25 protein-coding genes are annotated in these 25,568 nt (G+C 68.8%); 17 read left to right on the forward strand and 8 right to left on the reverse strand.

Features of this window, described 5'->3' with window-relative positions; all coding sequences use genetic code 11:
* The first annotated feature begins 33 nt into the window (after positions 1-33).
* From AC1C2U_RS00285 to AC1C2U_RS00310, 6 genes are all read left to right on the forward strand, one after another.
* Complete coding sequence (locus AC1C2U_RS00285; protein ID WP_495359727.1) at positions 34-972, forward strand: LysR family transcriptional regulator; 939 nt, start codon at positions 34-36, stop codon at positions 970-972.
* Positions 962-1,864 (forward strand): serine hydrolase, encoded by a 903-nt coding sequence (locus AC1C2U_RS00290; RefSeq protein WP_495359728.1) that lies wholly within the window; start codon positions 962-964, stop codon positions 1,862-1,864. Before AC1C2U_RS00285 ends, AC1C2U_RS00290 begins: the two co-directional genes overlap by 11 nt.
* Positions 1,865-2,269: 405 nt before the next feature.
* Positions 2,270-2,665 (forward strand): efflux permease Rv1217c-related protein, encoded by a 396-nt coding sequence (locus AC1C2U_RS00295; protein WP_495359729.1) that lies wholly within the window; start codon positions 2,270-2,272, stop codon positions 2,663-2,665.
* Positions 2,666-3,099: 434 nt separating this feature from the next.
* Positions 3,100-3,765 carry a nitroreductase gene (locus tag AC1C2U_RS00300; RefSeq protein WP_495359730.1) on the forward strand — a complete coding sequence of 222 codons (666 nt, stop codon included), beginning with the start codon at positions 3,100-3,102 and terminating at the stop codon, positions 3,763-3,765.
* An 89-nt stretch (positions 3,766-3,854) separates the two neighbouring features.
* A complete protein-coding gene (locus tag AC1C2U_RS00305; protein WP_495359731.1) occupies positions 3,855-4,655 on the forward strand; it encodes a hypothetical protein in 801 nt (266 codons plus the stop codon).
* A gap of 36 nt (positions 4,656-4,691) precedes the next feature.
* Positions 4,692-5,477, forward strand: coding sequence for a ferritin-like domain-containing protein (locus tag AC1C2U_RS00310; RefSeq protein ID WP_495359732.1), 786 nt, complete (start codon positions 4,692-4,694; stop codon positions 5,475-5,477).
* Positions 5,478-5,781: 304 nt separating this feature from the next.
* On the opposite strand, the gene msrA is transcribed toward AC1C2U_RS00310, so the two are convergent.
* Positions 5,782-6,303 carry a peptide-methionine (S)-S-oxide reductase MsrA gene (gene msrA, locus AC1C2U_RS00315; RefSeq protein WP_495359733.1) on the reverse strand — a complete coding sequence of 174 codons (522 nt, stop codon included), beginning with the start codon at positions 6,301-6,303 and terminating at the stop codon, positions 5,782-5,784.
* Entirely contained in the window at positions 6,300-6,761 is a 462-nt protein-coding gene (gene msrB, locus AC1C2U_RS00320; protein ID WP_495359734.1) for a peptide-methionine (R)-S-oxide reductase MsrB, read from the reverse strand. Before msrB ends, msrA begins: the two co-directional genes overlap by 4 nt.
* A 212-nt stretch (positions 6,762-6,973) precedes the next feature.
* On the opposite strand from msrB, the gene metH reads away from it, so the two are divergent.
* The gene (gene metH / locus AC1C2U_RS00325) at positions 6,974-10,600 is read left to right on the forward strand and encodes a methionine synthase (RefSeq protein ID WP_495360813.1); all 3,627 of its coding nucleotides are present in this window, start codon (positions 6,974-6,976) and stop codon (positions 10,598-10,600) included.
* A 13-nt stretch (positions 10,601-10,613) separates the two neighbouring features.
* Here the strand turns inward: metH and AC1C2U_RS00330 are convergent, their stop codons facing one another.
* Genes AC1C2U_RS00330 through AC1C2U_RS00340 form a run of 3 tightly spaced genes read right to left on the reverse strand, consistent with a single transcriptional unit; the run spans position 10,614 to position 13,989 of the window.
* Positions 10,614-11,480, reverse strand: coding sequence for an ECF transporter S component (locus AC1C2U_RS00330; protein ID WP_495359735.1), 867 nt, complete (start codon positions 11,478-11,480; stop codon positions 10,614-10,616).
* A complete protein-coding gene (locus tag AC1C2U_RS00335; protein WP_495359736.1) occupies positions 11,477-13,465 on the reverse strand; it encodes an ATP-binding cassette domain-containing protein in 1,989 nt (662 codons plus the stop codon). Before AC1C2U_RS00335 ends, AC1C2U_RS00330 begins: the two co-directional genes overlap by 4 nt.
* The gene (locus AC1C2U_RS00340) at positions 13,465-13,989 is read right to left on the reverse strand and encodes a hypothetical protein (RefSeq protein WP_495359737.1); all 525 of its coding nucleotides are present in this window, start codon (positions 13,987-13,989) and stop codon (positions 13,465-13,467) included. Before AC1C2U_RS00340 ends, AC1C2U_RS00335 begins: the two co-directional genes overlap by 1 nt.
* A 213-nt stretch (positions 13,990-14,202) precedes the next feature.
* Between AC1C2U_RS00340 and AC1C2U_RS00345 the strand changes: the two genes are divergently transcribed.
* From AC1C2U_RS00345 to ligD, 7 genes are all read left to right on the forward strand, one after another.
* Positions 14,203-15,120, forward strand: a complete 918-nt coding sequence (locus tag AC1C2U_RS00345; protein ID WP_495359738.1) for an aggregation-promoting factor C-terminal-like domain-containing protein — start codon at positions 14,203-14,205, stop codon at positions 15,118-15,120.
* Between the two features lie 190 nt (positions 15,121-15,310).
* Positions 15,311-16,225, forward strand: a complete 915-nt coding sequence (locus AC1C2U_RS00350) for an aggregation-promoting factor C-terminal-like domain-containing protein (protein WP_495359739.1) — start codon at positions 15,311-15,313, stop codon at positions 16,223-16,225.
* A gap of 117 nt (positions 16,226-16,342) precedes the next feature.
* Positions 16,343-17,407 (forward strand): YihY/virulence factor BrkB family protein, encoded by a 1,065-nt coding sequence (locus AC1C2U_RS00355; protein ID WP_495359740.1) that lies wholly within the window; start codon positions 16,343-16,345, stop codon positions 17,405-17,407.
* 40 nt (positions 17,408-17,447) lie between these two features.
* Positions 17,448-17,954 (forward strand): nitroreductase family deazaflavin-dependent oxidoreductase, encoded by a 507-nt coding sequence (locus AC1C2U_RS00360; RefSeq protein WP_495359741.1) that lies wholly within the window; start codon positions 17,448-17,450, stop codon positions 17,952-17,954.
* Positions 17,955-18,021: 67 nt separating this feature from the next.
* Positions 18,022-18,810: a lysophospholipid acyltransferase family protein gene (locus tag AC1C2U_RS00365; protein WP_495359742.1), complete on the forward strand. Its 789-nt coding sequence runs from the start codon at positions 18,022-18,024 to the stop codon at positions 18,808-18,810.
* A 66-nt stretch (positions 18,811-18,876) separates the two neighbouring features.
* The gene (locus AC1C2U_RS00370; RefSeq protein WP_495359743.1) at positions 18,877-19,167 is read left to right on the forward strand and encodes a DUF2277 domain-containing protein; all 291 of its coding nucleotides are present in this window, start codon (positions 18,877-18,879) and stop codon (positions 19,165-19,167) included.
* A 51-nt stretch (positions 19,168-19,218) separates the two neighbouring features.
* On the forward strand, positions 19,219-20,238 hold the full coding sequence (ligD, locus tag AC1C2U_RS00375; RefSeq protein WP_495359744.1) for a non-homologous end-joining DNA ligase: 1,020 nt from the start codon (positions 19,219-19,221) through the stop codon (positions 20,236-20,238).
* A 45-nt stretch (positions 20,239-20,283) separates the two neighbouring features.
* Here ligD and AC1C2U_RS00380 read toward each other — a convergent pair whose 3' ends face one another.
* Positions 20,284-21,114 (reverse strand): isocitrate lyase/PEP mutase family protein, encoded by an 831-nt coding sequence (locus tag AC1C2U_RS00380; protein WP_495359745.1) that lies wholly within the window; start codon positions 21,112-21,114, stop codon positions 20,284-20,286.
* A complete protein-coding gene (locus tag AC1C2U_RS00385; protein ID WP_495359746.1) occupies positions 21,077-21,922 on the reverse strand; it encodes a cytochrome P450 family protein in 846 nt (281 codons plus the stop codon). The genes AC1C2U_RS00380 and AC1C2U_RS00385 overlap by 38 nt, the downstream gene beginning before the upstream one ends.
* A gap of 64 nt (positions 21,923-21,986) precedes the next feature.
* Here AC1C2U_RS00385 and AC1C2U_RS00390 point away from each other — a divergent pair, with 64 nt between their 5' ends.
* The gene (locus tag AC1C2U_RS00390; RefSeq protein ID WP_495359747.1) at positions 21,987-22,664 is read left to right on the forward strand and encodes an ArsR/SmtB family transcription factor; all 678 of its coding nucleotides are present in this window, start codon (positions 21,987-21,989) and stop codon (positions 22,662-22,664) included.
* Positions 22,665-22,688: 24 nt separating this feature from the next.
* On the opposite strand, the gene AC1C2U_RS00395 is transcribed toward AC1C2U_RS00390, so the two are convergent.
* On the reverse strand, positions 22,689-23,357 hold the full coding sequence (locus AC1C2U_RS00395) for a GTP pyrophosphokinase (RefSeq protein WP_495360814.1): 669 nt from the start codon (positions 23,355-23,357) through the stop codon (positions 22,689-22,691).
* A gap of 194 nt (positions 23,358-23,551) precedes the next feature.
* Between AC1C2U_RS00395 and AC1C2U_RS00400 the strand changes: the two genes are divergently transcribed.
* Together AC1C2U_RS00400 and AC1C2U_RS00405 are read left to right on the forward strand one after the other, a co-directional pair.
* Complete coding sequence (locus AC1C2U_RS00400; protein WP_495359748.1) at positions 23,552-24,403, forward strand: MBL fold metallo-hydrolase; 852 nt, start codon at positions 23,552-23,554, stop codon at positions 24,401-24,403.
* On the forward strand, positions 24,400-25,536 hold the full coding sequence (locus AC1C2U_RS00405) for an epoxide hydrolase family protein (protein ID WP_495359749.1): 1,137 nt from the start codon (positions 24,400-24,402) through the stop codon (positions 25,534-25,536). The genes AC1C2U_RS00400 and AC1C2U_RS00405 overlap by 4 nt, the downstream gene beginning before the upstream one ends.
* Positions 25,537-25,568: the final 32 nt, after the last annotated feature.

Raw genomic sequence — 25,568 nt, forward strand, 5'->3', positions numbered from 1 at the left:
GGGAATGCGGCGATCAATGCAAGAATCGCATGCATGTCGCGACACCTCGATCTGCGAGCCGCGTGCGAGGCCTTCGTCTCCGTCGCCGAGCACGAGAGCTTCACGGCCGGCGCGACGGGTGCGGGGGTCACGCAATCCGTGGCGAGCCGCCGCGTCGCGGCACTCGAACAGCACCTCGGGGCGCGGCTCTTCGAACGATCGTCGCGGCGGGTGGAGCTGACGGCGTTCGGTCGCGGTGTGCTGCCGAGCGCCATCAAACTCGTCGATGCGGCGCACGAGCTCTCCGACGATGCGGAGCGGTCACGTCGGCTTCCAGTGACGGTCGGCGTGCCGCATCGCATCGACGAAGTGGAAGCGGCGAAGCTGACCTCCGGTGCAGCGGTCCGTTCGATGAACGTGGAACTCGTTCCCGCTCGTCCCGCAGAACGGGCCGAGTCCCTCGCCGCCGGGCGCACGACGCTCAATCTCGAGCCCATCGCGCCCGACCGCGCTCAATGGGCGGAATCACTCGGCGTCGCGGGGGCGGCGCCGACCCCGCGCGACCGGGAGTTCTATTTCGCCGAGCTTCGTCCGCGCCGGGGCATCCGACGCATCGCACGACTCTGGTTGCAGCCCGAAGACGACGTCCCGCACGTGCGGGACCGCCTGGAACGAGTGAGGAACGGCGCCGGACTTGCGCCGGCACAGCTCCGGATCTCGCCATCGAACATCAACGCGATGGCCGCGGTGCTCGGAGGTGAAGACCTCGTGCTCTGCACCCTGACAGAGGGCGAGTCATTCGGCCTCCGGTGGCGGGCACTCGGCGACCTGCATCTCGTGCGCGGATACGCCCTCGCCTCCCGTGAGGGGCAACTCGCGTCGCGATTCCTCGATATCGCCGGCCCGCACATCGCCGCGCTGCTGCACTCGAGCGAGGTCGGCGGTCCCGCCGCCCCCACTCCGCTGGCGAAGAGGCCTTCACGTGGACACTGACCGGGCAGTACTGCGCGAAGCAGCCGACGTGCTCAGTGGGGCGGGCCTGCGCGCGTCGATCGCCGTGCGCGACCTCGGCACCAAACGGGAGCTCTCGCTGGCCGCGGACGACGCCTACCCGCTCGCCTCCGTCGTCAAGCTTCCCCTCGCGCTCGCCGTGCTGCAACGCGTCGCCGCCGGCACGATCGACCCGGCGCGCCCGGTGACCCTCGACCCGGGCGATCGCACACCGGGCGTCACCGGCTACTGCCGATTCCGGCACCCGACGATCGTCTCGGTCGAAGACCTGCTCTACATGGCAGTGTGCCTGAGCGACGATACGGCGGCCGACGCCTTGTTCGCACTCTGCCCGCCCGACGTGGTCACGGCGTCGCTTCGCGAGGCCGGCATCGCGGGCCTCACCGTGCGCCATTCGATCCGAGAACTGCATCTCACGCTCGCCAGCACGCTCCCGCCCGAGCAGATGCCGCACGCGCTCGAACTCGCGATCCGGGCCTCCACGCGCGGCGGCGGCCACCTCATTCCACAACTCGACGTGTCGAGCGCGAACGCAGGCACCGCGAACGCTTGCGTCGAACTGCTCGATCGCATCTGGCGCGCCCCGTCGCTCAGTGGCCAGAAGGATCGGCTGCGAGGTCTACTGGGCATGAACGTCATGCGTCACCGGCTCGCCCCCGACCTGGAATCGGATGACGCGGTGTGGCACTCCAAGACCGGTACGTTCCTGCATCTGCGCCATGAGGTCGGCGTGCTCGAGCATGCCGACGGCGGCGTCTTCGCGATCGCCGTGCTCAGCGAGTCATCCGTGCCCGCGCAGCGTCAGCCGCTTGCGGAACAGGCTCTCGGCTTCGCCGCGAAGCTCCTGCACGACCGGGTGCGGTCAGCGGCCTGACCGAGGTGTTCAGCGACTCGCGCCGCTGCGCGAGTCGGCTGCCGCCCGGGCATCGGCGACGCGGTACCCCGACGCCCGCAAGGCCACGTCGGTGAGGATCGCGCCTCATCGACGGCAGGTGTCGCGTAACCATGGGTTGCGAGACAGAAGATGCGTTACTGAGGTATCTCAGCGGCATTCTCGCTGACCAGCTCAGCAGAAACCGTACGATCAAACCTCCCAGTCTGAGCGATAGCGGCGCGCGGAGAGCAGTTCGGACCAGTCTTCATCTTCGGCGCTCTCATCGGCGCGGTCGCCACGAGCGCCGCCGACCAACTCGCCGCGAACGCAGCACTCGGTGGCCTTGCCGAAGGGCCGAACCCTGCTCTCGGCTTCATCGCGATCGTGCTCTGTATCTTCGCTCAGGTGTCATCCAGGCCGCATTCGGGCTCGGCCTTGGCATCGTCTACGCGGCGACCACCGGGGAAGGCGTGTGGGTGCTCGGGCTCACCGCCCGCCGCACTCGTCAAGCTCCCGGCGATCTGGGCGATCACGGCGATCGCCGCGCTTCTGTACGGTTTCGCGCCACGCGTCGCCGGCCCGATTGCCTACGCCGTGCTCGGCTGCTTGTTTGCGCTCGAGCTGGGTGCTGACCTCGGGCTCGTCCCGCGCGAGGCTCTCGTCGTCTCGCCGTACACGCTTGTGCCGGCGCTTCCGGTCGGTGCGCTTACCGTGATCCCGATGCTCCTCCTCACCGCCGCATCCGCTGCACTGGTCGCTATCGGCGCCGCGGGGCTGCGTCGACGCGATCTACTCCACTGACGCGGCGCACTGATCGCCGGAAGACCACGCCCGGAATGGTCCTGAGTGCGTGCGCGGCCAACTGCGCGACCCTTGCGTGCGTGCGAGACGCCCGCGGATCCCCGGCTACACCCGGCATCGAGAACGCTGCGACCTGCCACGTCTCCGGCCAACGCCAGCATGGCGGGCCGTTCGTAATACGAGTTCGCGAGGCTGTCGTCGTTCTCTGCCGAATAGGCTGCGGCGAAAGCATCGTAGTCATTTGCCCGATGCTGCGCTCGGGCCTCAGTGCGCTTAGGTGCGTCCGTCATAGGCTCCATCCCGTCAACTTGCTAGACCGCGTGGCTGGTAATTCTGAACGTCAACTCGATCGAAGGCGAATCTGTCTTGGGAGTGGTTGCCGATTCGGGCCGTATTTCGCGGCAAGGTAGATCGGGGGATGGGAGGAAACAAACGTGGATGTGTATGAAGCCGTAAACAGTCGCCGGTCTGTGCGCGCGTTTAGCGATGAGCCAGTGCCCAAGACGGTGCTCGAACGAGTACTGACTGCGGCGATGCGGGCACCATCGAGTGGCAACCTGCAGCCCTGGCATGTGCATGTCGTGGCCGGCGAGCCCTTGTCTGAACTGAAGAGACGCGCGACCGCCAGGGCGTTGGCTGGAGATCCAGGTGATGAGCGGGAGTATCCGATGTACCCGGCCGAGCTGGCCTCGCCATACCTTGATCGTTTCTCCGCGGCGGCCGCGCAGAGATATAAGGCGCTGGGGATTGAGCGCGACGACCCGGAGCGGCCTGCGAAGATCGCAGCTTTGAACTCAGGCGCGTTCGGCGCGCCTGTCGTGCTGTTTTGCTATGTCGATCGGACGATGGGCCCAGGCCAGTGGACGGACGCGGGGATATACCTGCAGACGGTGATGCTACTGCTGAGGGCGGAGGGGTTGCACAGCTGCCCGCAGGTGATGTGGACGATGTATCGAGAGACGGTCCGCCAGACGATCGGGGCCGATGAAGGGCTCGTGCTGGTCTGCGGCGTTTCAGTGGGATTCGAGGCGGAAGGCGTACCGCCGCTGCGCACCGGGCGGGCACACGTGACGGAATCCGTGAGTTTCCTCGGCGCATGATCGGGTCATCGCGCATCGTCGTGAAACTGGTTCGGACATGTGAGCGGGAAGCACACGACCTCGTAGGCGCCGAAGGGTAGCCTCGGCACATGACGGTCGCACCGGCGACGGGGTTCGATGTTCGCGAGTACGCGCGCACTGCGCACGGCAGCCACCGCGCTGAACTCGATCTCGCCGTCTTCTCGACGGCACCCTTCGCACCCGAGGTGGCGCGGCTGCTCGCGGTGCTCCAGATTCTCGAGGGCGCCACGATGGGGCACCTCCGAAACGTGCTCGTCACGCCGACGCACAAAGATGCGCGCGTCACCGCCTTCCTGGTGACGTGGGCGTACGAGAAGTTCTGGATCGCCGACGCACTGGGAGCGATACTCGACGCCAACGGCCCGGTTTCGCCCACGGGTGGCGGCGAGCGCGTCGAGGTCGTGAGACGGGTCGGGGCGCGGGGCCCGGTGCGGCGGGCCTTCGCCGGGTTCGCTCAGGGCCCATCCGTCGTCGGAGCGCACATGGCGGTCGGGCTCGTCGACGACTGGGTGCTGAGTGCCGCATACCGACGTGCGGTCGACACCGCGAGCAGCGCCGCGCTCGCCGAAGCGCTCGCCGGAATCCTCGCGGTGAAGGCGCGGCACACGCGGTTCTTCGATGAGGAGGCGCGGCGCCGCCTGGCGGCATCACCGCGAGCAGTGCGACTGACTCGCGGCGAGTGGCGCAGGTCGGGGATGCCCGTCGGCAGCGGAGTACTCGGCGAGGGAGACCACGGGTTCTTCACTCGATTCGTCTGGTCGGGATCCGAAGGCTCGGCCCTGGCGGAGGACATCGAACGCGGCATCCGAGAACTGCCCGGTATCGACGCGCACACGGCCGCGCGAGTGCGAGCGCATCTCGCACGCTGACCGCGCGCAGTGCGCAGACGACGAGGGAGGACACGAATGGCATTCGACATCGACAGGTACACCGCGACTTCCGTCAGCGTGCACTGGGACGACCTCGACCTCGGGAGCTTCCGCGAGCACCCCCTGCCCGAACGATCACTGCGCACCCTGCGATACATGGCCGACGTCGAGTACCACACCATCTGCTACACCCGCGATCTGTTGACGACTCCATCGCACCGCGAAGCCGACGTGAGCGCCTTCATGACGATGTGGAACCGCGAGGAGTTCTGGCACGGCGAGGCGCTCGCCACGATGCACGACATCACGATCGACTACGACGTGCTCAAAGCGAGTCGGTTGAAGCTCGGCTGGAAGGACCGCCTCGACCCCATCAAGCAATCGGTGCTCGGATCACTCGTCGGCACCGACTTCGTGGCGGTGCACATGTCGTGGGGGGCGGCGAACGAGTGGTCGGCGATCACCGCCTACCAGCGCATGGCCGAGCTCGAGGAGCATCCGGTGCTCGCGGAGTTGTTGCGTCGCATCGCGAAGCAGGAGGCGAGGCACGTGGCGTTCTACACTTCGCAGGCGCGCGACCGCCTCGCGGCGAGCGTGAAGGCACAGAAGATCACGCGCTTCGCGCTGAGCCGGTTCTGGGCGCCGGTCGGGTCGAGCATCATGTCCACTGATGATGTACGGCACGTGATGCATCATCTGATGAGCGGGCCCGAAGGTCGGCGCGCCGCGCGAAAGGTCGACGACAGCATCAGCGGCATGCCCGGCCTCGACGGTCTGACGATCGTGCAGGACGCGCTCGACGGCCTCGGCGTGCCCGCCTGAGTCGGTCGACTTCGCGCGCGGCTGCCTCGACCCGGTCGTGGCGGCCGGGGTCCAGCGCCCGGGTACCGATCGACGCGCAGAGCGTCGATGCACCGCTCTCGAGGTTTGCGATCTTCCTGGTCGTCACGATCGTATCCTCGACGTCTCGACCGTGGTCACGGGGTCCATGTTCTTTGTGCCGTCGAATGCGACGCTCAGGAGTCTCTCTCTCGATGAAGCGGCTGCCGAGGCATCCGCTCACTGAACGCAGGAGCGGCCGCCCCGGCGTTGAAGCCGGGACGGCCGCTCATCGCTCATCGGCGGATCAGGCCGTTGCCGCGTTGTCGCGCTTCGGCAGCTTCCAGCCGGGCCGCACGAAGTGGCACGTGTAGCCGTTCGGGTACTTCTCCAGGTAGTCCTGGTGCTCGGGCTCGGCCTCCCAGAACGGGCCGGCGGGGGAGACCTCGGTCGTCGCCGGGCCCGGCCAGAGGCCGGAGGCGTCGACATCGGCGATCGTCTCGTATGCGACGACCTCCTGCTCGTCGCTCGTCGGGAAGATCGCCGAGCGGTAGCTCGTGCCGATGTCGTTGCCCTGGCGGTTCTTCGTCGACGGGTCGTGGATCTGGAAGAAGAACTCGAGCAGGTCGCGGAAGGACTCCGTCTCGGGGTCGTACACGATCTCGATCGCCTCGGCGTGGGTGCCGTGGTTGCGGTAGGTCGCGTTCGGCACGTCGCCGCCCGTGTAGCCGACGCGCGTGCTGAGCACTCCCGGGCGCTTGCGGATCAGGTCCTCCATGCCCCAGAAGCAGCCTCCGGCGAGAATGGCGGTCTCGGTTCGTGCAGTCATCGTGCGTTCTCCTGGTTCTCGAAGAGGGTGCGGTATCGACCGTAGCCCGACTCGTCGAGCTCGGCGAGCGGGATGAAGCGGAGGGCTGCGGAGTTCATGCAGTAGCGCAGGCCGCCGGCATCGGCGGGTCCGTCGTCGAAGACGTGGCCGAGGTGGCTGTCGGCGCCGGCTGAGCGCACCTCGACTCGCTTCATGAAGAGCGAGCGATCGGTGTGCTCGGTGACGGCCTCAGGGTCGATCGGCTTCGTGAAGCTCGGCCAGCCCGAACGGCTCTCGTACTTGTCGGTCGAGGCGAAGAGCGGCTGCCCCGAGACGACGTCGACGTAGATGCCGGGATCGTGGTTGTTCCAGTACTCGTTGCGGAACGCCGGCTCGGTGCCGCCGTCTTGCGTGACCCGGTATTGATTCGGAGTGAGGCCGGCGAGGGCCTCGGGAGTCTTGCGGTAGTCCTGTGACACGTTTCCTCCAAGCTCGGCGTCGCTGGCTGCGGCGTCATCAGGGAAAACGACGGCGGGCGCAGGAGTGTTCCGCATTCGGGCTCGCCGAGCTGTGGGTTCGCTGTGAACGGAGGACATGCTGCAGCACGCCTCAGCTACCGTGACGGCGCATCCGTCACACGAGAGAGCTGAGATCGCCCGCTCGTTACGATTGCGGGGTGAGTGAACCCACCGTGCAGAGCCTGCCCGCATCCGTCGATGTCGAAGGCGCGGTGCGGCCCGAGCGATCGGCGCATCTGCTCGACGCGCTCGCACAGCGGGTGGTCATCGCCGACGGTGCGATGGGCACGATGCTGCAAGAGCACGACCTGACCCTCGACGACTATCAGCAGCTCGAGGGTTGCAATGAGATCTTGAACGTGAGCCGGCCCGACATCATCGGCCAGATCCACGACGCCTACTTCGAGACCGGCATCGACGCCGTCGAAACGAACACGTTCGGGGCGAACTGGTCGAACCTCTCCGACTACGGCATCGACGACCGCATCGAGGAGCTCGCCGCGGCCGGCGCCGCCATCGCCCGCGAACGCGCCGAGGCGTGGCAGGCGAAAGACGGTCGCGAGCGTTGGGTGCTCGGATCGATGGGTCCGGGCACGAAACTGCCGAGCCTCGGTCACACGAGCTACGCGCACCTGAAGCAGACCTTCGCGCTCCAGGCCGAGGGTCTCATCCGCGGCGGCGCCGACGCCTTCCTGATCGAGACCTCGCAAGACCTGCTGCAGACGAAATCGGCGGTGAACGGCTGCAAACAGGCCATCGCCTCGACCGGCGTGCGGCTGCCGATCTTCGTCGAAGTCACCGTCGAGACGACCGGCACGATGCTCATGGGCTCCGAGATCGGCGCCGCGCTGACCGCTCTCGAGCCGCTCGGCGTCGACGCGATCGGCCTGAACTGCGCGACCGGCCCCGCAGAGATGAGTGAGCACTTGCGGCACCTCTCGAAGTACTCGAACGTGCCCGTCATGTGCATGCCGAACGCCGGACTGCCGGTGCTCGCGGCGAACGGCGCGAGCTACCCGCTCACACCTGACGAACTCGCGACCGCGCACGAGCAGTTCGTGCGCGAGTTCGGCCTGAGCCTCGTCGGCGGATGCTGCGGCACCACGCCCGCGCACATGAGCGCCGTCGTCGCGAGGCTGCGCGGGTCCGAGGCATCCGCTCTCGCTTCGACAGACTCAGCGCGCGAGCACGACCCGGGAGTCGCGAGCCTCTACCAGCACGTGAGCTTCAGCCAGGAGAGCTCGTATCTCGCGATCGGCGAGCGCACGAACGCCAACGGGTCGAAGGCGTTCCGCGAGGCGATGCTCGACGGCCGATGGGACGACTGCGTCGAGATCGCCCGCAACCAGGTGCGCGACGGCGCGAACCTGCTCGACGTGTGCACCGACTACGTGGGCCGTGACGGCTCAGCCGACATGCGCGAGATCGTGTCGCGGCTCGCGAGCGCGTCGACGCTGCCGCTCGTCATCGACTCGACCGAGCCGGCCGTGCTGCAGGCCGGTCTCGAACTCATCGGCGGCCGGCCCGTCGTCAACTCGGTGAACTTCGAGGACGGCGAGGCGCCCGCCAGTCGCTTCGCCCGAATCATGCCGCTCGTCAAGGAGCACGGTGCCGCCGTCATCGCCCTCACGATCGATGAAGCGGGGCAGGCGCGCACCGCGGAGAACAAGGTGCGCATCGCATCCAGGCTCGTCGACACGCTCGTCGGCGAGTGGGGCATGCGCGTCGACGACATCATCGTCGACGCCCTCACCTTCCCCATCGCGACCGGTCAGGAGGAGACCCGCCGCGATGCGATCGAGACGATCGATGCGATTCGGCAGATCACGGCGAAGTACCCCGGCATCAACACGACCCTCGGCGTCTCGAACGTGTCGTTCGGGCTCAACCCGGCCGCTCGTTCGGTGCTGAACTCGGTCTTCTTGCACGAAGCCGTCGAGGCCGGCCTCACGAGCGCGATCGTCGACGCCGCGAAGATCGTGCCGCTCGCCTCGGTGCCCGATGACCGGCGCAAGGTCGCCCTCGACCTCGTGTGGGATCGCCGTGAGTACGCCGCCGATGGCACCCTCACCTATGATCCGCTCGTGACGATGCTCGATCTCTTCGCCGGCGTCGACATGGCCGCGATCCGCGATGCGCGGGCCGCCGAGCTCGAGGCGCTGCCAGTGGGAGAGCGGCTCGAACGGCGCATCATCGACGGCGAGGCGAAGGGTCTCGAAGCCGACCTCGACCTCGCCCGCGCCGGGGGACTCAGCGCCATCGAGATCATCAACGTGCACTTGCTCGAGGGCATGAAGGTCGTCGGCGAACGCTTCGGCTCGGGCGAGATGCAACTGCCGTTCGTGCTGCAGTCGGCCGAGGTGATGAAGAGCGCAGTCGCCCTGCTCGAACCGCACATGGAGAAGTCGGCCGCAGGTGGCAAAGGCAAGATGGTCATCGCGACCGTGCGCGGTGACGTTCACGACATCGGTAAGAACCTCGTCGACATCATCCTCTCGAACAACGGCTACGAGGTGATCAACCTCGGCATCAAGCAGCCCATCGCCGACATCATCAAGGCGGCCGAAGAGCACGACGCCGACGTGATCGGCATGTCGGGGTTGCTCGTGAAGTCGACCGTGGTGATGAAGGAGAACCTCGAGGAGCTGAACGCCCGCGGGCTCGCGAAGCGCTGGCCCGTCATCCTCGGCGGCGCCGCACTCACCCGTACCTACGTCGAAGACGATCTCGCCGGCATCTTCGAGGGCGAGGTGCGCTACGCCCGCGACGCCTTCGAGGGCCTCGCGCTCATGGAGCCGCTCGTCGCCGTCGCCCGCGGCGCCGATCCGGCGAGCGTGGGCCTGCCCGCGCTCAAGAAGCGCATCCACCGACCCGGACTCCTCACCGCCACCGAGCCGGAAGCGATGCCCGCGAGATCGGATGTCACGGCCGACAACTCCGTGCCGACCCCGCCGTTCTGGGGCACCCGCATCGTCAAGGGCATCGCGCTCGCCGAGTACTCCGCGTTCCTCGACGAGCGTGCGACGTTCATGGGGCAGTGGGGGCTGAAGCCCAGCCGCGCCGACGACGGCGCAAGCTATGACGAACTCGTCGCGACCGAGGGCCGCCCGCGACTGCGGTACTGGCTCGACCGCATCCTCGCCGAGGGGCTGCTCGACGCATCCGTCGCCTACGGGTACTTCCCGGTGGTCGCCGACGGCGACGACATGGTCGTGCTGCATCACGGCGACGACCCTGACGGCGTGCTGGGCGCTTCGGGTCTTCTCGCGCCCGATGGCGGCTCGGGCGGTGCGATCGGCAGCGACCGGCTCCGATTCCACTTCCCGCGCCAGCGCCGTGATCGACACCTGTGCCTCGCCGACTTCGTGCGTTCGCGGGAGTCGGGCCAAGTCGATGTCGTCGCCGTGCAGCTCGTGACGGCAGGGCAGCGCGTGAGCGAGGCCACCGCGAAGATCTTCGCCGAGAACCGGTACCGCGACTACCTCGAGCTCAACGGGCTCGCCATGCAGCTCACGGAGGCGCTCGCCGAGTACTGGCACTCCCGTGTGCGCGACGAGCTCGGCCTCGGCGGCGAAGACCCCGATGACGTCGCTGGACTCTTCAAGCTCCACTATCGGGGTGCCCGCTTCTCACTCGGCTACCCGGCGTGTCCCGACATGGAAGACCGCCGCAAGGTCGTCGAGTTGTTGAAGCCCGAGCGCATGGGCGTCGTGCTCTCGGAGGAGCTGCAACTGCACCCCGAGCAATCGACCGACGCGTTCGTCTTCCACCACCCCGAGGCGAAGTACTTCTCGGTGTAGTGCGGCGGAAGGGTCAGCGGCCAGCACGTCGTTCGCGCACCCGCTGCGGCCCATTCGCGGGCAGCTTCGCGCGCCGAAGCGCTGCGAGTACCGCCGGCCCCACGACCACGATGCCGATCACCGTGGTCACCGCGCGCACGGTATCCCACGTGAGGGTCGAGGTCACGAGCGAGTACATCGCGAAGGAGGCGACGTTCTCGCCGATCGGCGCGCCTCCGTCGTAGGAGATGCCGGTGCCGCCGCCGACTGCGAAGGGCCAGAACCAGATGTTCATGGCGAGGCCGAAGGCGTACGACGCGACCGCACCGTAGCCGGCGAGCATCACGATCTCGAGGACAGTCGCACGTCGTACTGAACTGACGGATGCCGTGCGCGGTCTGATGCGCGGCAGCAGCCCCGCACCAGCGGCCACCCAGGCGCACGCGAACATCTGGAACGGCGCCCATGGGCCGAACCCGACCCAGAGCACTGACGACACGGCGATCGTGAGCATGCCGAGAAGGAACCCGAACCGGGACCCGAACGCCCGGCCGGCGAGGATCAGCAGGATGAAGACCGCCTCGATGCCGCCGATGCCCGCGCCCGCAATGCGGATCCCGGCACCGATCGCAGCGAGCACGCCGAGGAGGGCGACCGCCTTCGCGGAGCGCATCTGCCGGTCGAGGCACAGGAGCACGCCCGCGATGGCGGCCGGCAGTACGGCGAACGCGACGATCGGCGCCGCGCGCTGCGCGTCGGCAGGCACTGCGGCCGCGAGCAGCGGCCAGCAGAACGCTGCCAGCGCCATGAGACTGCCGCCGACGAGGGCGGCCGAGGTCATGAGATCGCGACGATTCGCGGTGACGCGGCCGTCTCGGGTTCCGAGCTTCGCTCGCGTCACGCCCTCACCCCCGCTGGTGAAGCAGGCACGGGTGAGATCGTTCCGCCGACGATGTGCAGCTTGCGGCTCGCGAATCGCTCGGCGAATTCGGTATCGTGCGTCGCGAACAGCACGGTTCGCTGCTCGTTCACGGTCTCGACGAGCGCGGCGCCGACGAGGCTGCGGGCGTGCGCATCGAGTCCGCGAGCCGGCTCGTCGATGAGGAGCACGGAGGGGGCGGGTGCGAGTTGGATTGCAATGGCGAGGCACAGGCGCTCGCCGGCCGACAGGTCGCGCGGATGCCGCAGCAGCAGTTCGTCGAACGCGGTGACGTCTGACGGCGTGCTGCGCCCGAGCAGTCGGACGAACGTCTCGGCGGTCGGCACAGCCGGCCGATCTCTTCGATCGGCCCGGTGGCACTCTGCGGCGACCGTGGTGGAGAAGAAGAGATCGTCGAACGACTCCGGCACCAGGGTGACGGAGCGGCGGCGGTCGCGGGCGGCGAGCCCGGCCACGTCGGCGCCGTCGATGATCACGCTCTCAGCGGCATCCGGAACCGCGATCGCCCACAGCAGGCTGCTCTTGCCGGCGCCGTTCGCTCCCTCGAGCGCGACCACTTCGCCCGCGACGAGTGCGAAGCTCGCATCGCGTACCGCCTCGGTCTGGCCGCGCGTCACGCTCAGACCTCGCACGGAGGCGAGCGGATGCTGCGGCGTCGCCCCGACCGGGTTGCGCGCCGTGGGGGATGCCCATTCCGCGCCGCCCTCCGGATCGAACCGTGATTCCGGCACGGCCGACGGAGCGACACCGACGGCCACTCGCGTGTCGTGAATCTCGAGCCACGCGTCGGCGATACCGTGCCACTCGGCGGTGCGGTGCTCGGCGATGACGACGCAGACACCGGACTCGTGGGCGGCGCGGTCGAGTGCGTCGCACACCGTGCCGCGTGCCGCGGCATCGAGCTCAGCAAGGGGTTCGTCGACGAGCAGCAGGGCCGGGCTGGAGATCAGCGCCGCGGCGATCGCGACGAGCGTCGCTTCGCCGGCCGACAACGCGGCGATGGGACGCCCGAGCAGCCGAGTGATGCCGAGCCGTTCCGCGGTCTCGCGCACACGCTCGTCGATGTGCGCGGGGGAGTCGCTCCGCGTCGCGAGTGCGAACCCGATCTCGTCGAGCACCGTGGCGGTGGCGAACGCGAGACGAACCTGCTGAGCGACGGCGCCGACGAACCCCGACGTCTCACGCGGCGGGCTCTCGCGCCGGTCGAACCCGCCGACCTCGATGATCCCGCCCTGGCGGCCCCCCTCGAAGTGCTGGAACAGCCCGCTCATCGCGTCGAGCAGGCTCGACTTGCCGGAACCGGTCGGGCCGACGACGACCGTGAGCGTGCCGGGTGCGAAGGCGATGTCGAGGGCCTCGAGGCACCATGCACCGCCCTGATCGAGGGAAGCGTTCGTGAGGGTGACCGGCCGCGCCGGGTCGGGCTCGAGTCGGGAGGATGCAGCGAATCCCCGCACCTCCATCGATGCGGCTACCGCAAGTGCGCGTTCGATGGTGTGCTCGAAGACCGGGACGAGGAGTGCGGCAGGCCCGCGTTCGCCTCGGAGGGCGGCGGCTCGGCGCATCCGGCGCACGGACTCGGCCAGGGCTGGAGCGGTCGCCCACGCGATGACGAGCGATCGTGAGATCGCGCGCAGCGGCCCCCGCGTCGATCCGTGCACGAACATGCGCTGCACGTCGACGATGGCGTTCGCAAGGCCGAAGGCGAGGATGACGGCCGCGAACGGCAGAGCGCTCAGTGCGGCATTCGAGATCCCGCCACTGGTCACCGGACCGAACAGCGAGATGTGCGCGAACGGGCCGTCGAGCGGGATTCGCGGCGCATCCAGGAGGAGTACCCCGCCCCCGGAGCCGCCGCCGAACACGATCCGGTAGGCGACTCGCGCGACCACGAACACGGCTGCGACGATCGCCGCCGCCCGAAGCGGAGCCGCACGAAACCGCATCACCCGGCCGGAGTCGGCGTCTCCGTGCCGGTCGTGTAGACGAGGCCGACGCTCTGGCCCGGCTCGAGCTGCAGCGTCGGGAGCCCCGCTTGGGCGTACTCCCACTCGGCATCGGCCGACGACTTGACCCAGAGCGCCCAGTACGCGTACGCAGGGGGCATCGACCGGCACGACTCGACGAATGACGCTTCGCCTTCGACCTCGACGGTCTCGTCGGCCGCAGGTCGCCCTTGGACGCGGCAGATGATCTGTTCGCCCCACTCGGCCGATCCCTCGGTGGTGACGCCGGCCGAGCCGAGTGCCGACACCGCATCGACGACGGCTGTCGCCTCGACGCACTCCGACGCGGACGCGGTGTCGAGCGTGCCGAAGTCGACGATGACCGACACGCCTTCGCACGCGGAATCGGCCGCTGGAGTCTCCGAAGCCGAAGACGACGCGACCGTCGGCGCGGGGGATGCGGCCGCGCAGCCGCTGACGGCGAAGACGCCGACGAGAACCAAGGTGAAGAGGGGCAGTCGCACGTCGTCCACCCTAGCGACGAGCTGATCGAGGCCGCACTCACGTGAAGCACCGTGACGCCGACGGGCGGACGCTCGGTACGAATGGCTTGTGAACGCGAGGATCCCTTCGGTTAGTCTGTCGGGATTGGCAACTTCCGCGGGCGGAGGGCGCTCGCGGATCGTCGCATTTCGGGGGATCGGCCGATGAGTCGCGTTCCCCGACTGGGGAGAAGCATGAGCGAATCGTCCGGACCAACGACCGCCGCACGGCCCACGACGGGCGGATCGACCGGACTCGGCACACCGCGCAGGCGACCGCCCGGTCGGCGGTGGCGTGCGTTCGTCTCCGCCGGGGCCGTGATCGGACTCGCGGCCACGGCCGGCATCGGAGTGCTCGCGCGAGACGCCGTCGTCGATCGCGAAGCGAGCATCGAGGCGACGGCCCTGCTCACCGAGGCGTCGAATCTCGATGCGAGCCAGCTCGGCGTGCACGGCGGGATCCTGACTGCACGGGCGTCCCAGGACGCGACCGAGGCGCTCAGCGCGGCCGATGCGGCACTCGCGGCGGCGAGCGGTAAGTCGGACGCGGCCGACCTGGCGGCATCCGTCGCGGCGCTGAGGTCGTTCGAGCTCTTGGCGCCCGAACGCGTGTTCGCCCTCGCTGATCTGACGCGCGCCCACGCAGCGACTGTGCACGCCGCGGTCGCAGAGTACGACCGGATTGCGGCGGAGCGAGTCGCCGCAGAGCAGGCTGCCGCGGAGAAGGCTGCTGCGGAGAAGGCTGCAGCTGAGCAGGCGGAGGGCGCACAGCCTGCGCCCGCCGCACCTGCACCTGGCGCGCCCGCGAATCCGAGCGAGGCACAGGTCATCGCCCGCGACATGATGGCCGCGCGGTACGGGTGGGGCGACGATCAACTCGGATGCCTGGTCGCCCTCTGGAATCGCGAATCGGGCTGGAATGTCTACGCCGGCAACCCGAGCGGCGCCTATGGAATCCCGCAGGCGTTGCCGGGAAGCAAGATGGCCGCTGCAGGCGCCGATTGGCAGACGAGCGCGGCCACGCAGATCAGTTGGGGCCTCGGCTACGTGGCCGGACGGTACGGCACAGCGTGCGGTGCGTGGGCGCATTTCGAAGCGAACAACTGGTATTGATTCGCGCCGACAGGATTTACATCACGAGCGCGGGGTGCTGGTGCACGTGGATGACATTCACAGGAGAACATGAGGGTCTGTCCAGAACCTCTCGGCAGACTGGCCCCTTCGCCCGGGCGCCCCCGCTCGTGGATCGTCGATCAAGGATCGCCAAGCGCTCTGCGCCCCGGCGATCCGCCTTGTGAAAGTCATGCAGAACCAGTCTTCTTCTTCTGAAACCCCTTCGTCCGAACACCGCGAGACCACGGCACTTCGCCAACGGCCGCGCCGCAATCGCCCCCTCTGGAGGAGCGGCCCGATCCTCGCCACCGCCGCGGTCGTCGTCGTCGGCGCCATGGTCGGTACCGGTTTCGCCGTGCAGACCGCCGTCGCCGCGCAGAGCGAGAGCGTCGCCGAGACCGAGGCACTCACAGCTGCCGCGAACCTCGACATCGAGCAGCTCGGCTCCCATGCCGGCATCCTCGAGGCTCGCGCGGTGAAGGAGGCCAACGACACGCTCACCGTGGCCAACGACACGATCGTGGCGGCACAGGGCAAGGCGGATGCCACAGTACTCACCTCCTCCGTCGCCGCACTCGGGGACTACGAACTGCTCGCACCCGAGCGTGTCTTCGAGCTCGCGAACCAGACGCAGGCGCACGTAGTGCCGGTGCAGGCTGCAGTCGCCGAAGTCGATCGCATCGCCGCCGAACAGGCCGCATCCGCTGCGGCCGCTGCCGCGGAAGCTGCCGCCGCCGCCGCGGCAGCGGAGGAGGCCGCAACGCCCACACCGTCGACTCGCCCGACCGGGCCCGCGAACCCCAGCGGCGCCCAGGCGATCGCTCGCGACCTCATGGCCTCCCTGTACGGCTGGGGCGACGACCAGTTCGGCTGCCTCGTCTCCCTCTGGAACCGCGAGTCCGGTTGGAATGTCTACGCCTCGAACTCCTCGAGCGGCGCATACGGGATCCCCCAGGCTCTGCCCGGGAGCAAGATGGGCAGCGCCGGTGCCGACTGGCAGACGAACGCCGCGACCCAGATCACCTGGGGTCTCGGCTACATCGCCGGCCGTTACGCCACGCCCTGCGGCGCCTGGGACCACTCGGAGTCCGCCGGCTGGTACTGATCGCCGTCGAGTGATCGAGCGGCGGTGTCGTCGGGTTCAGCCCGATGTCACTGCCGCTCGGCATTTTCCAGGTGTCAAGCGGCTGCACGGACATCCATGCCTCGATAGCCTGACGGCATGAACGAGCACGGGGGCACGGGCCGGGAAACACGGAAAGCGACGGCATCGGCGAGTGGCGGCATCGTCGCGCTCGGAAAGCGTGTGACGGCCTGGGCATTGGCCAAGAAGCCCGTTCGTGCGTTCCTGCTGTACCAGGAGCACCACGGTGCGATGCTCGCCGACAGCGTGACCTACCGCGCGCTCTTCTCGGTCTTCGCGGGTGTCTTCCTCGGGTTCGCCATCGCCGGAGTCTGGCTGGCCGGAAACCCCGACGCGCTCGAAGCGCTCATCGCCACGCTCGGTACGGCGATCCCCGGCCTCGTCGGCGAAGGCGGACTCATCGACCCCGACGACCTCGTGCAGCCGCTGACCCTCAGCATCGCGGGCATCATCGCGCTGATCGGGCTCGTCGGAGCGGCAATCGGGGCGATCGGCTCGCTGCGCACGGCGTTCCGTGCGATCGGCGACCAAGCCGACGATCAGACGTTCTTCCTCTGGCTGCTGCTGCGCGACCTGCTGCTCGCCATCGGGTTCGGTGCTGCGCTCGCGGCCGCGGCTGCGGTGACGTTCTTCAGCACTTCCGCGCTCGGCACTTTGCTGGGCTGGCTCGGTATCGCCACGCACGACCCCGTGTTCGATGCGAGCACCAGAATCGTCTCGATCATCGTGATCTTCACCATCGACACCCTCGTGATCGCCGTGATGTTCCGACTGCTCTCGGGCCTGCGACCGAGTGCCCGTTCGCTCTGGACCGGGGCGGTCATCGGCGGCGTCGGGCTGTCCGTGCTGCAAGTGCTCTCGGGCCTGTTCCTCGGGGGCGCGACGAACAACCCGCTGCTCGCATCCTTCGGATCGCTCATCGCCCTGCTCATCTGGTTCAACCTGTCGAGCCAGGTCATCCTCATCGCCGCGGCGTACATCGTCACTGGCGTCGATGAGGAGCACGACCGCGTGCGCGCACGCCACGGCGCGCCGACGATCGCGATCAGGCGTATGCAGCACGCCGAGCGGCGGGCAGCGGATGCAGCGGCCGAACTCGCGGCGGCGCGCGACGCGGTCGAGCGTGAGCGGGTAGGCGGCTGACGGGGGCGACACGAAAGCCGCTGCACGCCAGAATGGGCAGATGCCGACCGTGTTGCATTTCGTCCGATCCGTGATCTCGCCGCTCACGCGCACTCGGCTGTTCCGCTGGAGCGCACCTCGAGTACTGCCGCGGGTCGAGCGGGTGTTCCGGGTGGCCTTCGGCGGCCGGGTGCAGCTCAGTGCGCTCCTCGTTCCGTCGCTCGTGCTGCACACGACGGGCGCGAAGTCTGGAGAGATGCGAGAGAGCGCGCTCATGTACACCCCCGACGGACGCGGGCGCGCGATCGTCGCAGGCACGAGCTTCGCGCGCGATCGGCATCCCGGCTGGACCTACAACCTGATTGCTCACCCCGATGCCGCCATCACGGTGCGGGGCAGGCGAATCCCGGTGCGTGCGAGCGTGATCGGCAGCGACGAACGCGATGCCGCGTGGGCCCGCATCGAGGCCCAGTGGCCGGGGTACCGCGCGTACGAGCGCGATTCGGGTCGTGTCGTGCGTTTGTTCCTGCTGCGGCCGGTCGCCGACACGCACCACGCCTCGATGTGAGGTGTCTGCGGCGACGCGTCGATGAATGCCACAGGCCGCGCTCAGCACCCGCGATTAAGCTGGGGACATGACGCGACGTCGCAGCGAACCCATCTACAGCGCGGCCATCGTGGCCGGGCGCGGACTCTTCGGGTTCTGGGGTCTGAAACGCAGCGTCACTGGCGTCGAGAACGTTCCCAAGTCCGGCGGCGCCGTTCTCGCGATGACGCATTTCGGGTACTTCGAGTTCGCACTCGTCGAATGGGTGACGTGGCTGGCGACGCGCCGGCACATCCGGTTCATGGCCAAGCAGGGCGCCTTCGACAAGCCCGTCGTCGGCTATCTCCTCCGTGGCATGAAGCACATCGCCGTCGACATGAAGGCCGGTGCCGCCGCCTACGGAAAGGCGGTCACCGCCCTTCGAGACGGCGAACTGCTGGGCGTGTTCCCCGAGGCCGGTGTCAGCGCGTCCTTCACCGTGCGCGAGCTGAAGTCGGGTGCGGCACGACTCGCGGCGGAGTCGGGCGTGCCGATCATCCCGGTCGCGGTCTGGGGTGGGCATCGATTGATGACCAAGGGTCATCGGATCCGATTCTTCGAACGGTTCGGGGTGCCGGTGAGCTTCGCTTTCGGGGCGCCGATCACCGTCGGCGCGAACGATGACCCCCGCACCGTGACCGAGCGACTGCGCGAGACGATGCAGGGGCTCGTCGATCGGCTCCAGGCCGAGTATCCCGTCGACGGCACCGGCAAGTGGTGGCAGCCGCGGAAGCTCGGCGGCACCGCGCCGACGCCCGAAGAGGCAGCCGCCGCCGATGCCGCGCGCGATGCGTCGCGTGCCTCCGCACGCGACGGCGACACCGCCCCGGCCGGCTGAGCTCGAACGCGCGCAGCGTCGCAAGCAACCCGAGACATCCCTGACTCCACGCGTTAAGCTCGGAACATGTGCAGGAACATTCACACCCTCCACAATTTCGAGCCCGAGACCACCGACGACGAGGTGCACGCCGCCGCGCTGCAGTTCGTGCGCAAGGTGAGCGGTTCGACGAAGCCCTCGAAAGCCAACGCCGAGGCGTTCGATCGCGCAGTCGCCGAGATCGCGCACGTCACGCGGCATCTGCTCGATGATCTCGTCACCAGCGCACCGCCGAAGAACCGCGAGGTCGAGGCCGCCAAGGCCCGTGAGCGGGCGGCTGGTCGGTACGCCGCGATGCCGGCCGCACAGACGGCGTGATCCCGCGAGGCGGCCGGGCGACGCGCCCACCGGGGGAGTAGCGTCGGTTCCATGGCCGATGCCGTCACTCTCACAGTTCCGGGTCCGCACGGCGATCGCGACGTGCGGATCTCCAGCCCGACACGTGTGCTCTGGCCCGAGGCCGGCATCACGAAGCTCGACCTCGCCGAGTACTTCATCGCGGTCGGCGCACCGTTCGTCGAGGCGAACGGCGACCGCCCGGTGTCGCTGCAACGATTCCCGGGAGGCGTCGACGGCGAGCAGTTCTTCTCGAAGAATCCGCCGAAGGGCGCGCCCGAATGGGTGCGGTCGGTGCCCGTGACCTACCCGAGCGGGCGCACGCATCCACAGCTCGTGATCGACGAGCCTGCCGCCGCGGTGTGGGCCGCGCAGATGAACACGATCGTGTTCCATCCGTGGGCCTCGCGCGCCGAGGCCCCCGACTTTCCCGATCAGCTGCGCATCGACCTCGATCCGCAGCCAGGTACCGGATTCAGCGAAGCCGTGCCCGTCGCGCTCGCGCTTCGCGAGCTCTTCGGTGAGGTGGGGCTCAGGGGCTTCGTGAAGAGCTCGGGCAGCCGCGGCATCCATGTATTCGCGCCGATCGAGCCCGAGCGCGAGTTCCTCGACGTGCGGCACGCGGTGATCGCGCTCGGTCGCGAGCTCGAGCGACGGATGCCGCAGCAGGTCACCACCAACTGGTGGAAAGAGGAGCGGGGCGACCGCATCTTCATCGACTTCAACCAGGCCAACCGTGATCGCACGATGGCGGGCGCCTACTGCCCCCGCCCGCTGCCGCTGGCCTCGGTGTCGTGCCCGCTCGAGTGGGATGAGCTCGAGCGGACGGATCCGAGCGAGCACACGGTGCGCACCGTGCCCGAACGGCTGCAGCGCGTCGGCGACCCCTGGAAGGGCATGCACGATTCGCCCGGCCGCATCGACACCTTGCTCGAGTGGTGGCAGCGCGACCTCGACGACGGGCTCGGCGAGTTGCCGTTCCCGCCCGACTTCCCGAAGATGCCGGGCGAGCCGCCCCGCGTGCAGCCCAGCCGGGCGAAGCAGCAGCCCTGATCCAGCGAACCAGCAGCGCTGATTCATCGAACTAGCAACGCTGATTCATCCGCGCGGGAGCGGCAACCCCGCGACTTCGGCATACGAGGGCATCGGTGCACCGTCGACCGAGTCACCGGTGAGCGAGGCCACGGTCGAGGCGATCGAGCCGAGCGCGGTGCGGAACAGCAGCGAACCGGTGCTGATCCTGGCCACACCGAAACCGGCGAGCTCGGCGATGCTCAGGCTCGGCTGCACGAGCAGGTTGAGCGGTGCGTCGATTTCGCCGGCGAGCGCGGTGATGGTCGCAGGCGTGAGCACGCCGGGCACGAAGATGCCGGATGCGCCGGCCGCCAGATACCGCCGGGCGCGCGACACGGCACTGCGGTGGCGTTCCCCAGAGCGGATGCCGCTTCGGGCGAGATCCTCGATCCAGAACGGGTCGGTGCGGGCGTTCAGGTAGAGCTCCGGCGCAGCGGCGGCGATCGCTGCGACTTTCGCCGCGGCCAGATCAGGATCGACGAGGCGCCCGTCGGCGTCGGAATCCTCGATGTTCACCCCGACGCACCCGAACGCCGCGAGCTGGGCGGCGAAGCGGCCGACCTCGTCCGGATCATCGGAGAACCCGGCTTCGAGGTCGACGGTCAGGGCGACGTCGTGCTCGGCGGCACGGCGAGCGAGATCGAGGGATTCCGGCGCGATCGCACCATCGCCGTCGCGCTTGCCCGCGGCGACGGCGATGCCGAGACTCGTCGTGCCGATCGCGTCGTGGCCGGCGGCGTGGAGCCAGCGCACCGAGGCGAGGTCCCATGCGTTCGGCAGGAGGAACGGGTCGCCCGGCCGGTGCAGGGCGGCGAATTCAGCGGCCGTGAGCATGCGCTGCCGCCGCTCTTCCATCGGTGCGTGCTGTGTCGATGATCGCCTCGGCGATCGCGAGTGCGTGGTGCGGTGCAGGGCATGCACGAGGTCCGGCGCCGAAGGCGAGCACTCGAGCCGCGTGATCTGCATCGGCGGCGCGGTCCGGGCCGTCCAGTCGCAGTGTGACGACGTCATGATCGTCGCGATCCGGCAGCAGACGCCTCGTGAACGGCACCGGGGAGTCGTCACGGAGCACGGCTTCGAGCAGCGCTCGCGTGGGCTCCGTGTCGGTGGCGGCCGCGGCTCGATCGAGTGCTCGCTCGATGAGCGCCGCCGTTGCCGCGTAGGCCTGCACGAGCAATTGCGTGCGCAACACCTGATCTGTCTCGTCGAACACACCCGCCGCGCCGAGCAGCGCGTCCACGGCGGCGTCCGCGGCCGACGATTCATCCGTGTCGCCGTTCGGGTAGGCCGACGCCACCGTCGCGACGAGCGCCGGCAGCGAGTCGGGGTCGCGGAAGCCGAGCGCCGCGCCGATCGTCACGATCGGGATGCGATGGGCCAGCTCAGCCATCGCGTCGGATCCGATTATGCCCCTGTGTCGGTCTGCGAGGGTGGATCGCGCACGTTCGGAGGCTGCGCGAGCGAGGAGCGCCGGGTCGAGCGCGGTGAGGAGCGCGTCGATGCGCGCTCGGCGAGCATCGTGTTCGGCACCGTTCACGAACCTCGACACCTGTGCGCGGAAGCGCTGCAATGAGGTGCCGTTCGTGCTCACAGCTTCGGGCACTCGAGCGGCCGGGTCTGAGAGGATGCGCGCGACATCGGCGCGGTCGATGATCTCGGTCATGACTCGACGCTATTCCCGACACGCTTCGATGGGCGACGAAGTGTCACCGTCGTATCGTGGAGGCATGCACGGAGATGCCGATCTCGCAGAACCAGCCCGACTCATGGGCGAGCCAGCTCGAGCGGCCATGCTCGTGGCACTTCTCGACGGTCGCTCGCTCCCGGCGAGCGAGCTCGCCGCGATCGCGGGCGTCGCCCCGCCGACCGCGAGCGCGCACCTCGCGCAACTGCTCGGCGGCGGCCTCGTCACCGATCGGAAGCTCGGCCGGCACCGCTACTTCACGCTCGCGGGGCCGGACGTGGCGAATGCCGTCGAGGCCCTGCAACTCATCGCGCCGCGCCGTGCCGTGACCTCGTACGCCCAGTCCACGGCCTCCGAACGGCTCGCGCTCGCGCGATCGTGCTACGACCACTTCGCCGGGCGGCTCGCGCTCGATCTCACGGACGCGCTCGTCGGGGAGGGCGTGATCGCGCCGCTCGTCGCCGGCGAGTCTGGCCGGGTGCTCGATCCGAGCACGCCGCTCGCGCAGCGCCTGGGCATCGCCGAGCTGGCCGGCCCTTCGCGCCGGCCCGCCGTACGCGGCTGCCTCGACTGGACCGAGCGGCGCCCGCACATCGCGGGCCGACTCGGCGAGCACGTGCTCGCGCGGCTCCTCGCCGAGGGCTGGGTCGTGCGGCGCTCCGGCGATCGCTCACTGCGGGTGACCGACGCGGGCGAGCGGGTATTCGCCTCGCTGGGGTGAGACGCGGTCAGACCTCGATGCCGGTCAGACCTCGATGCCGGTCTGGCCCGACGCAGGGTGGACGTGTGCCGACGCCGCGGGGGGTGGGGCGCCATGCACCTCGCGGTGCAGCCGCTCCATGCGCGCATCGAGGTCGGCCGCCGTGTGCGCGGCATTCGTCAGGCCGTCGAGGAGCTCTTGCGGCACCTGCCGGTCGTACTTGTAATAGATCTTGTGCTCGAGGCTCGCCCAGAAGTCCATGGCGATCGTGCGGATCTGCACCTCGACGGCCACGGGGTGCGCGCCGGTGGAGAGGAACACCGGCACCTCGACGATGACGTGCAGGCTCTGGTAGCCGTTGGCCTTCGGTTCCTTGATGTAGTCCTTGACCCGCATCACTCGGATGTCGCGCTGCGCCGTGAGCAGCTCGAAGATGCGATACGCGTCGGAGACGAAGCTGCACGTCACGCGCACGCCCGCGATGTCGGTGATCGTGTCGCGGATCATCTCGAACGTGGGATCGATGCCCTTGCGCTGCATCTTCTCGACGACGCTGTCGAGGCTCTTCAGCCGGCTCGAGATGTGCTCGATGGGGTTGTAGTCGTGGGTCTGGCTGAACTCCTCGCGCAGGATCGAGAGCTTCGTGATCACCTCGTCCATGCCGAACTTGTACCGGAGCATGAAACGCTCGGTCTCGTCGCGGAGCGCGCGCATCTCATCGAGCGTCTGGCCGTCGATGGTCTCGAGCGTGCGTTGCGCACGCGCCGTGAGCATGGGCGGCGTTGCGGCGTGCCGAGTTGGCGGGGTTCCGTCGAGCGGGGTCACGGATGCCACGCTACGACCTGAAGCTCTGCATTTCCTTTGATCACCGCGCCCGTTCGCCGATGGCGCATCGTTATTCTCGAGACATGGCAGATTGGCTCACCGTCGCACCCGGCATCCATCAGCGGCGGTACGACCCGTTCGACATTTCGATCGTCGTGATCGAGGGGGATGACGGCCTCCTCCTCGTCGACACCCGGGTGCAGCCGAGCGAGGCCGAAGAACTCGCCGCCGACATCGCGGCCCGATTCGGCCGACCGGTGCGCTGGGTCGTCAACACGCACGCGCACTTCGACCACACGTTCGGCAACCAGGTCTTCGGGCCGGGTACGACGATGGATGCCGCGATCTACGGCCATGCCCGCATCTACGCGCACTTCTCCGAATTCGAGGGCCCGCGGCTCACCGCCTGGCGGGCCGACCCCGCGCGTGAGCCCGGCCGGCAGTGGGAGGATGTGGTGCTCACCGCCCCGACGCATCCGCTCGCCGAACCCCTGATGCTCAACATCGGGGGCCGTCTCGTCGAGCTGCTGCCGCAGCTGCCGGCACACACCGACACCGACCTCGTGGTGTTCGTGCCCGACGAACGGGTGTGGATCCTCGGCGACCTCATCGAGCAGTCCGGGCCTGTGATGTACGGATCGGGCAGTTTCCCCCTCGACTGGCCGGGCGTGCTCGAGTCGCTCGCCGCTCAGATGCGGCAAGACGACCGCGTCATCCCGGGCCACGGCAGGGTCGTCGATCGTGCGTTCGTCGAGCGGCAGGCCGATGAGCTCCGGCTGATAGCCGACCGGTTCCGCGCGGCGCACGACGCCGGCCTCACGGCCGCCGAGGCGCTCGCAGCCCACGACGATTGGACGATCCCCGTCGATGGGCTTGTCGGCGCCGTCGAACGCGCCTACCTGACACTCGATCGTGCCGCGGAGGCCGGCGCGTGACGGGCATCGACGAGCCGTTCGAGATCAACGTCTCCGCAGGCGAGCTCGACGAGTTGCGCACGCGGTTGCGGCAGACCCGATTCGTCGAGGCGAGCAGCGCGCGCCCCTGGGCAGCGGGCGTTGATCCCACCTACCTTTCCGAGCTCGTCGCCGAGTGGGCCGACGCGTTCGACTGGAGCACGGTCGAGAAGGAGCTCAATCGTCTCGACCACCGCGTGGCGGTCGTGCACGGCACGCGGCTGCACTTCGTGCGTATGGGTGTCGGTGCGGCCGACGGGCCGGTGCTGCCGCTCCTGCTCATGCACGGCTGGCCGTCGAGCTTCCTCGAGATGCTGCCGCTCGCCCGCGCGCTGCAGCACGAAGGCGAGGCTCGAGGCATCCGTTTCGAGCTCGTCATTCCCTCGATGCCAGGTTTCCTCTTCTCGGAACTGCCCGACGGCCCGCTGACCAGGGAGGCCATGGCCGATCTGATGGCGGAGCTCATGGAGCAGCTGTTCGGCGACGCACGCTTCGGGGTGTTCGGCGGCGACATCGGCGGCACGGTCGCCGCCTGGATCGCGGCGAAGCACCCCGATCGTGTGCTCGGCCTTTACATGATCCACCCGCCGTTCCCGGCCGAGTTCACCGAACCGTTGGCCGACGCCGAACATCGATTGCTCGACGCTGAGGCTGCGTTCGACGAAGACGACGAGGGCTACAGCGCGATCATGGGCACGAGGCCCGACACGATCGGGGCGGCGCTCATCGACTCACCGGCGGGCCTGCTCGCGTGGATCATCGACAAGCTGCGCGACTGGAGCGACTCCGACGGCGACCTCGAGCGCCGGTTCGATCGCGAGAGCCTGCTCACGCTCGCGACCCTCTACTGGTCGACCGGTTCGATCGGCACGTCGTTCCGTCAGTACTTCGACTATCCGGCGAACCGTCCGCGACCGGTGATCACGGTGCCGGCCGGGTTCACGCTCAGTGCCGAGGCGATCATCCGCGACATGCCGAAGAGCATCGCCGACCGCGCTTGCAGTGACGTCCGAATCTGGCATGCGGCGACCGTGGGCGGTCATTTCATGGCGCACGAGGAGCCCGCGTTGCTCGCGGGACACCTCGCCGCGTTCTTCGAGGCGCTCGAGCGCTGACGTCGCGCACCGTCGGCGCTGCGATGCGCGCG

The sequence above is a fragment of the Agromyces sp. Y575 genome (assembly GCF_059445445.1).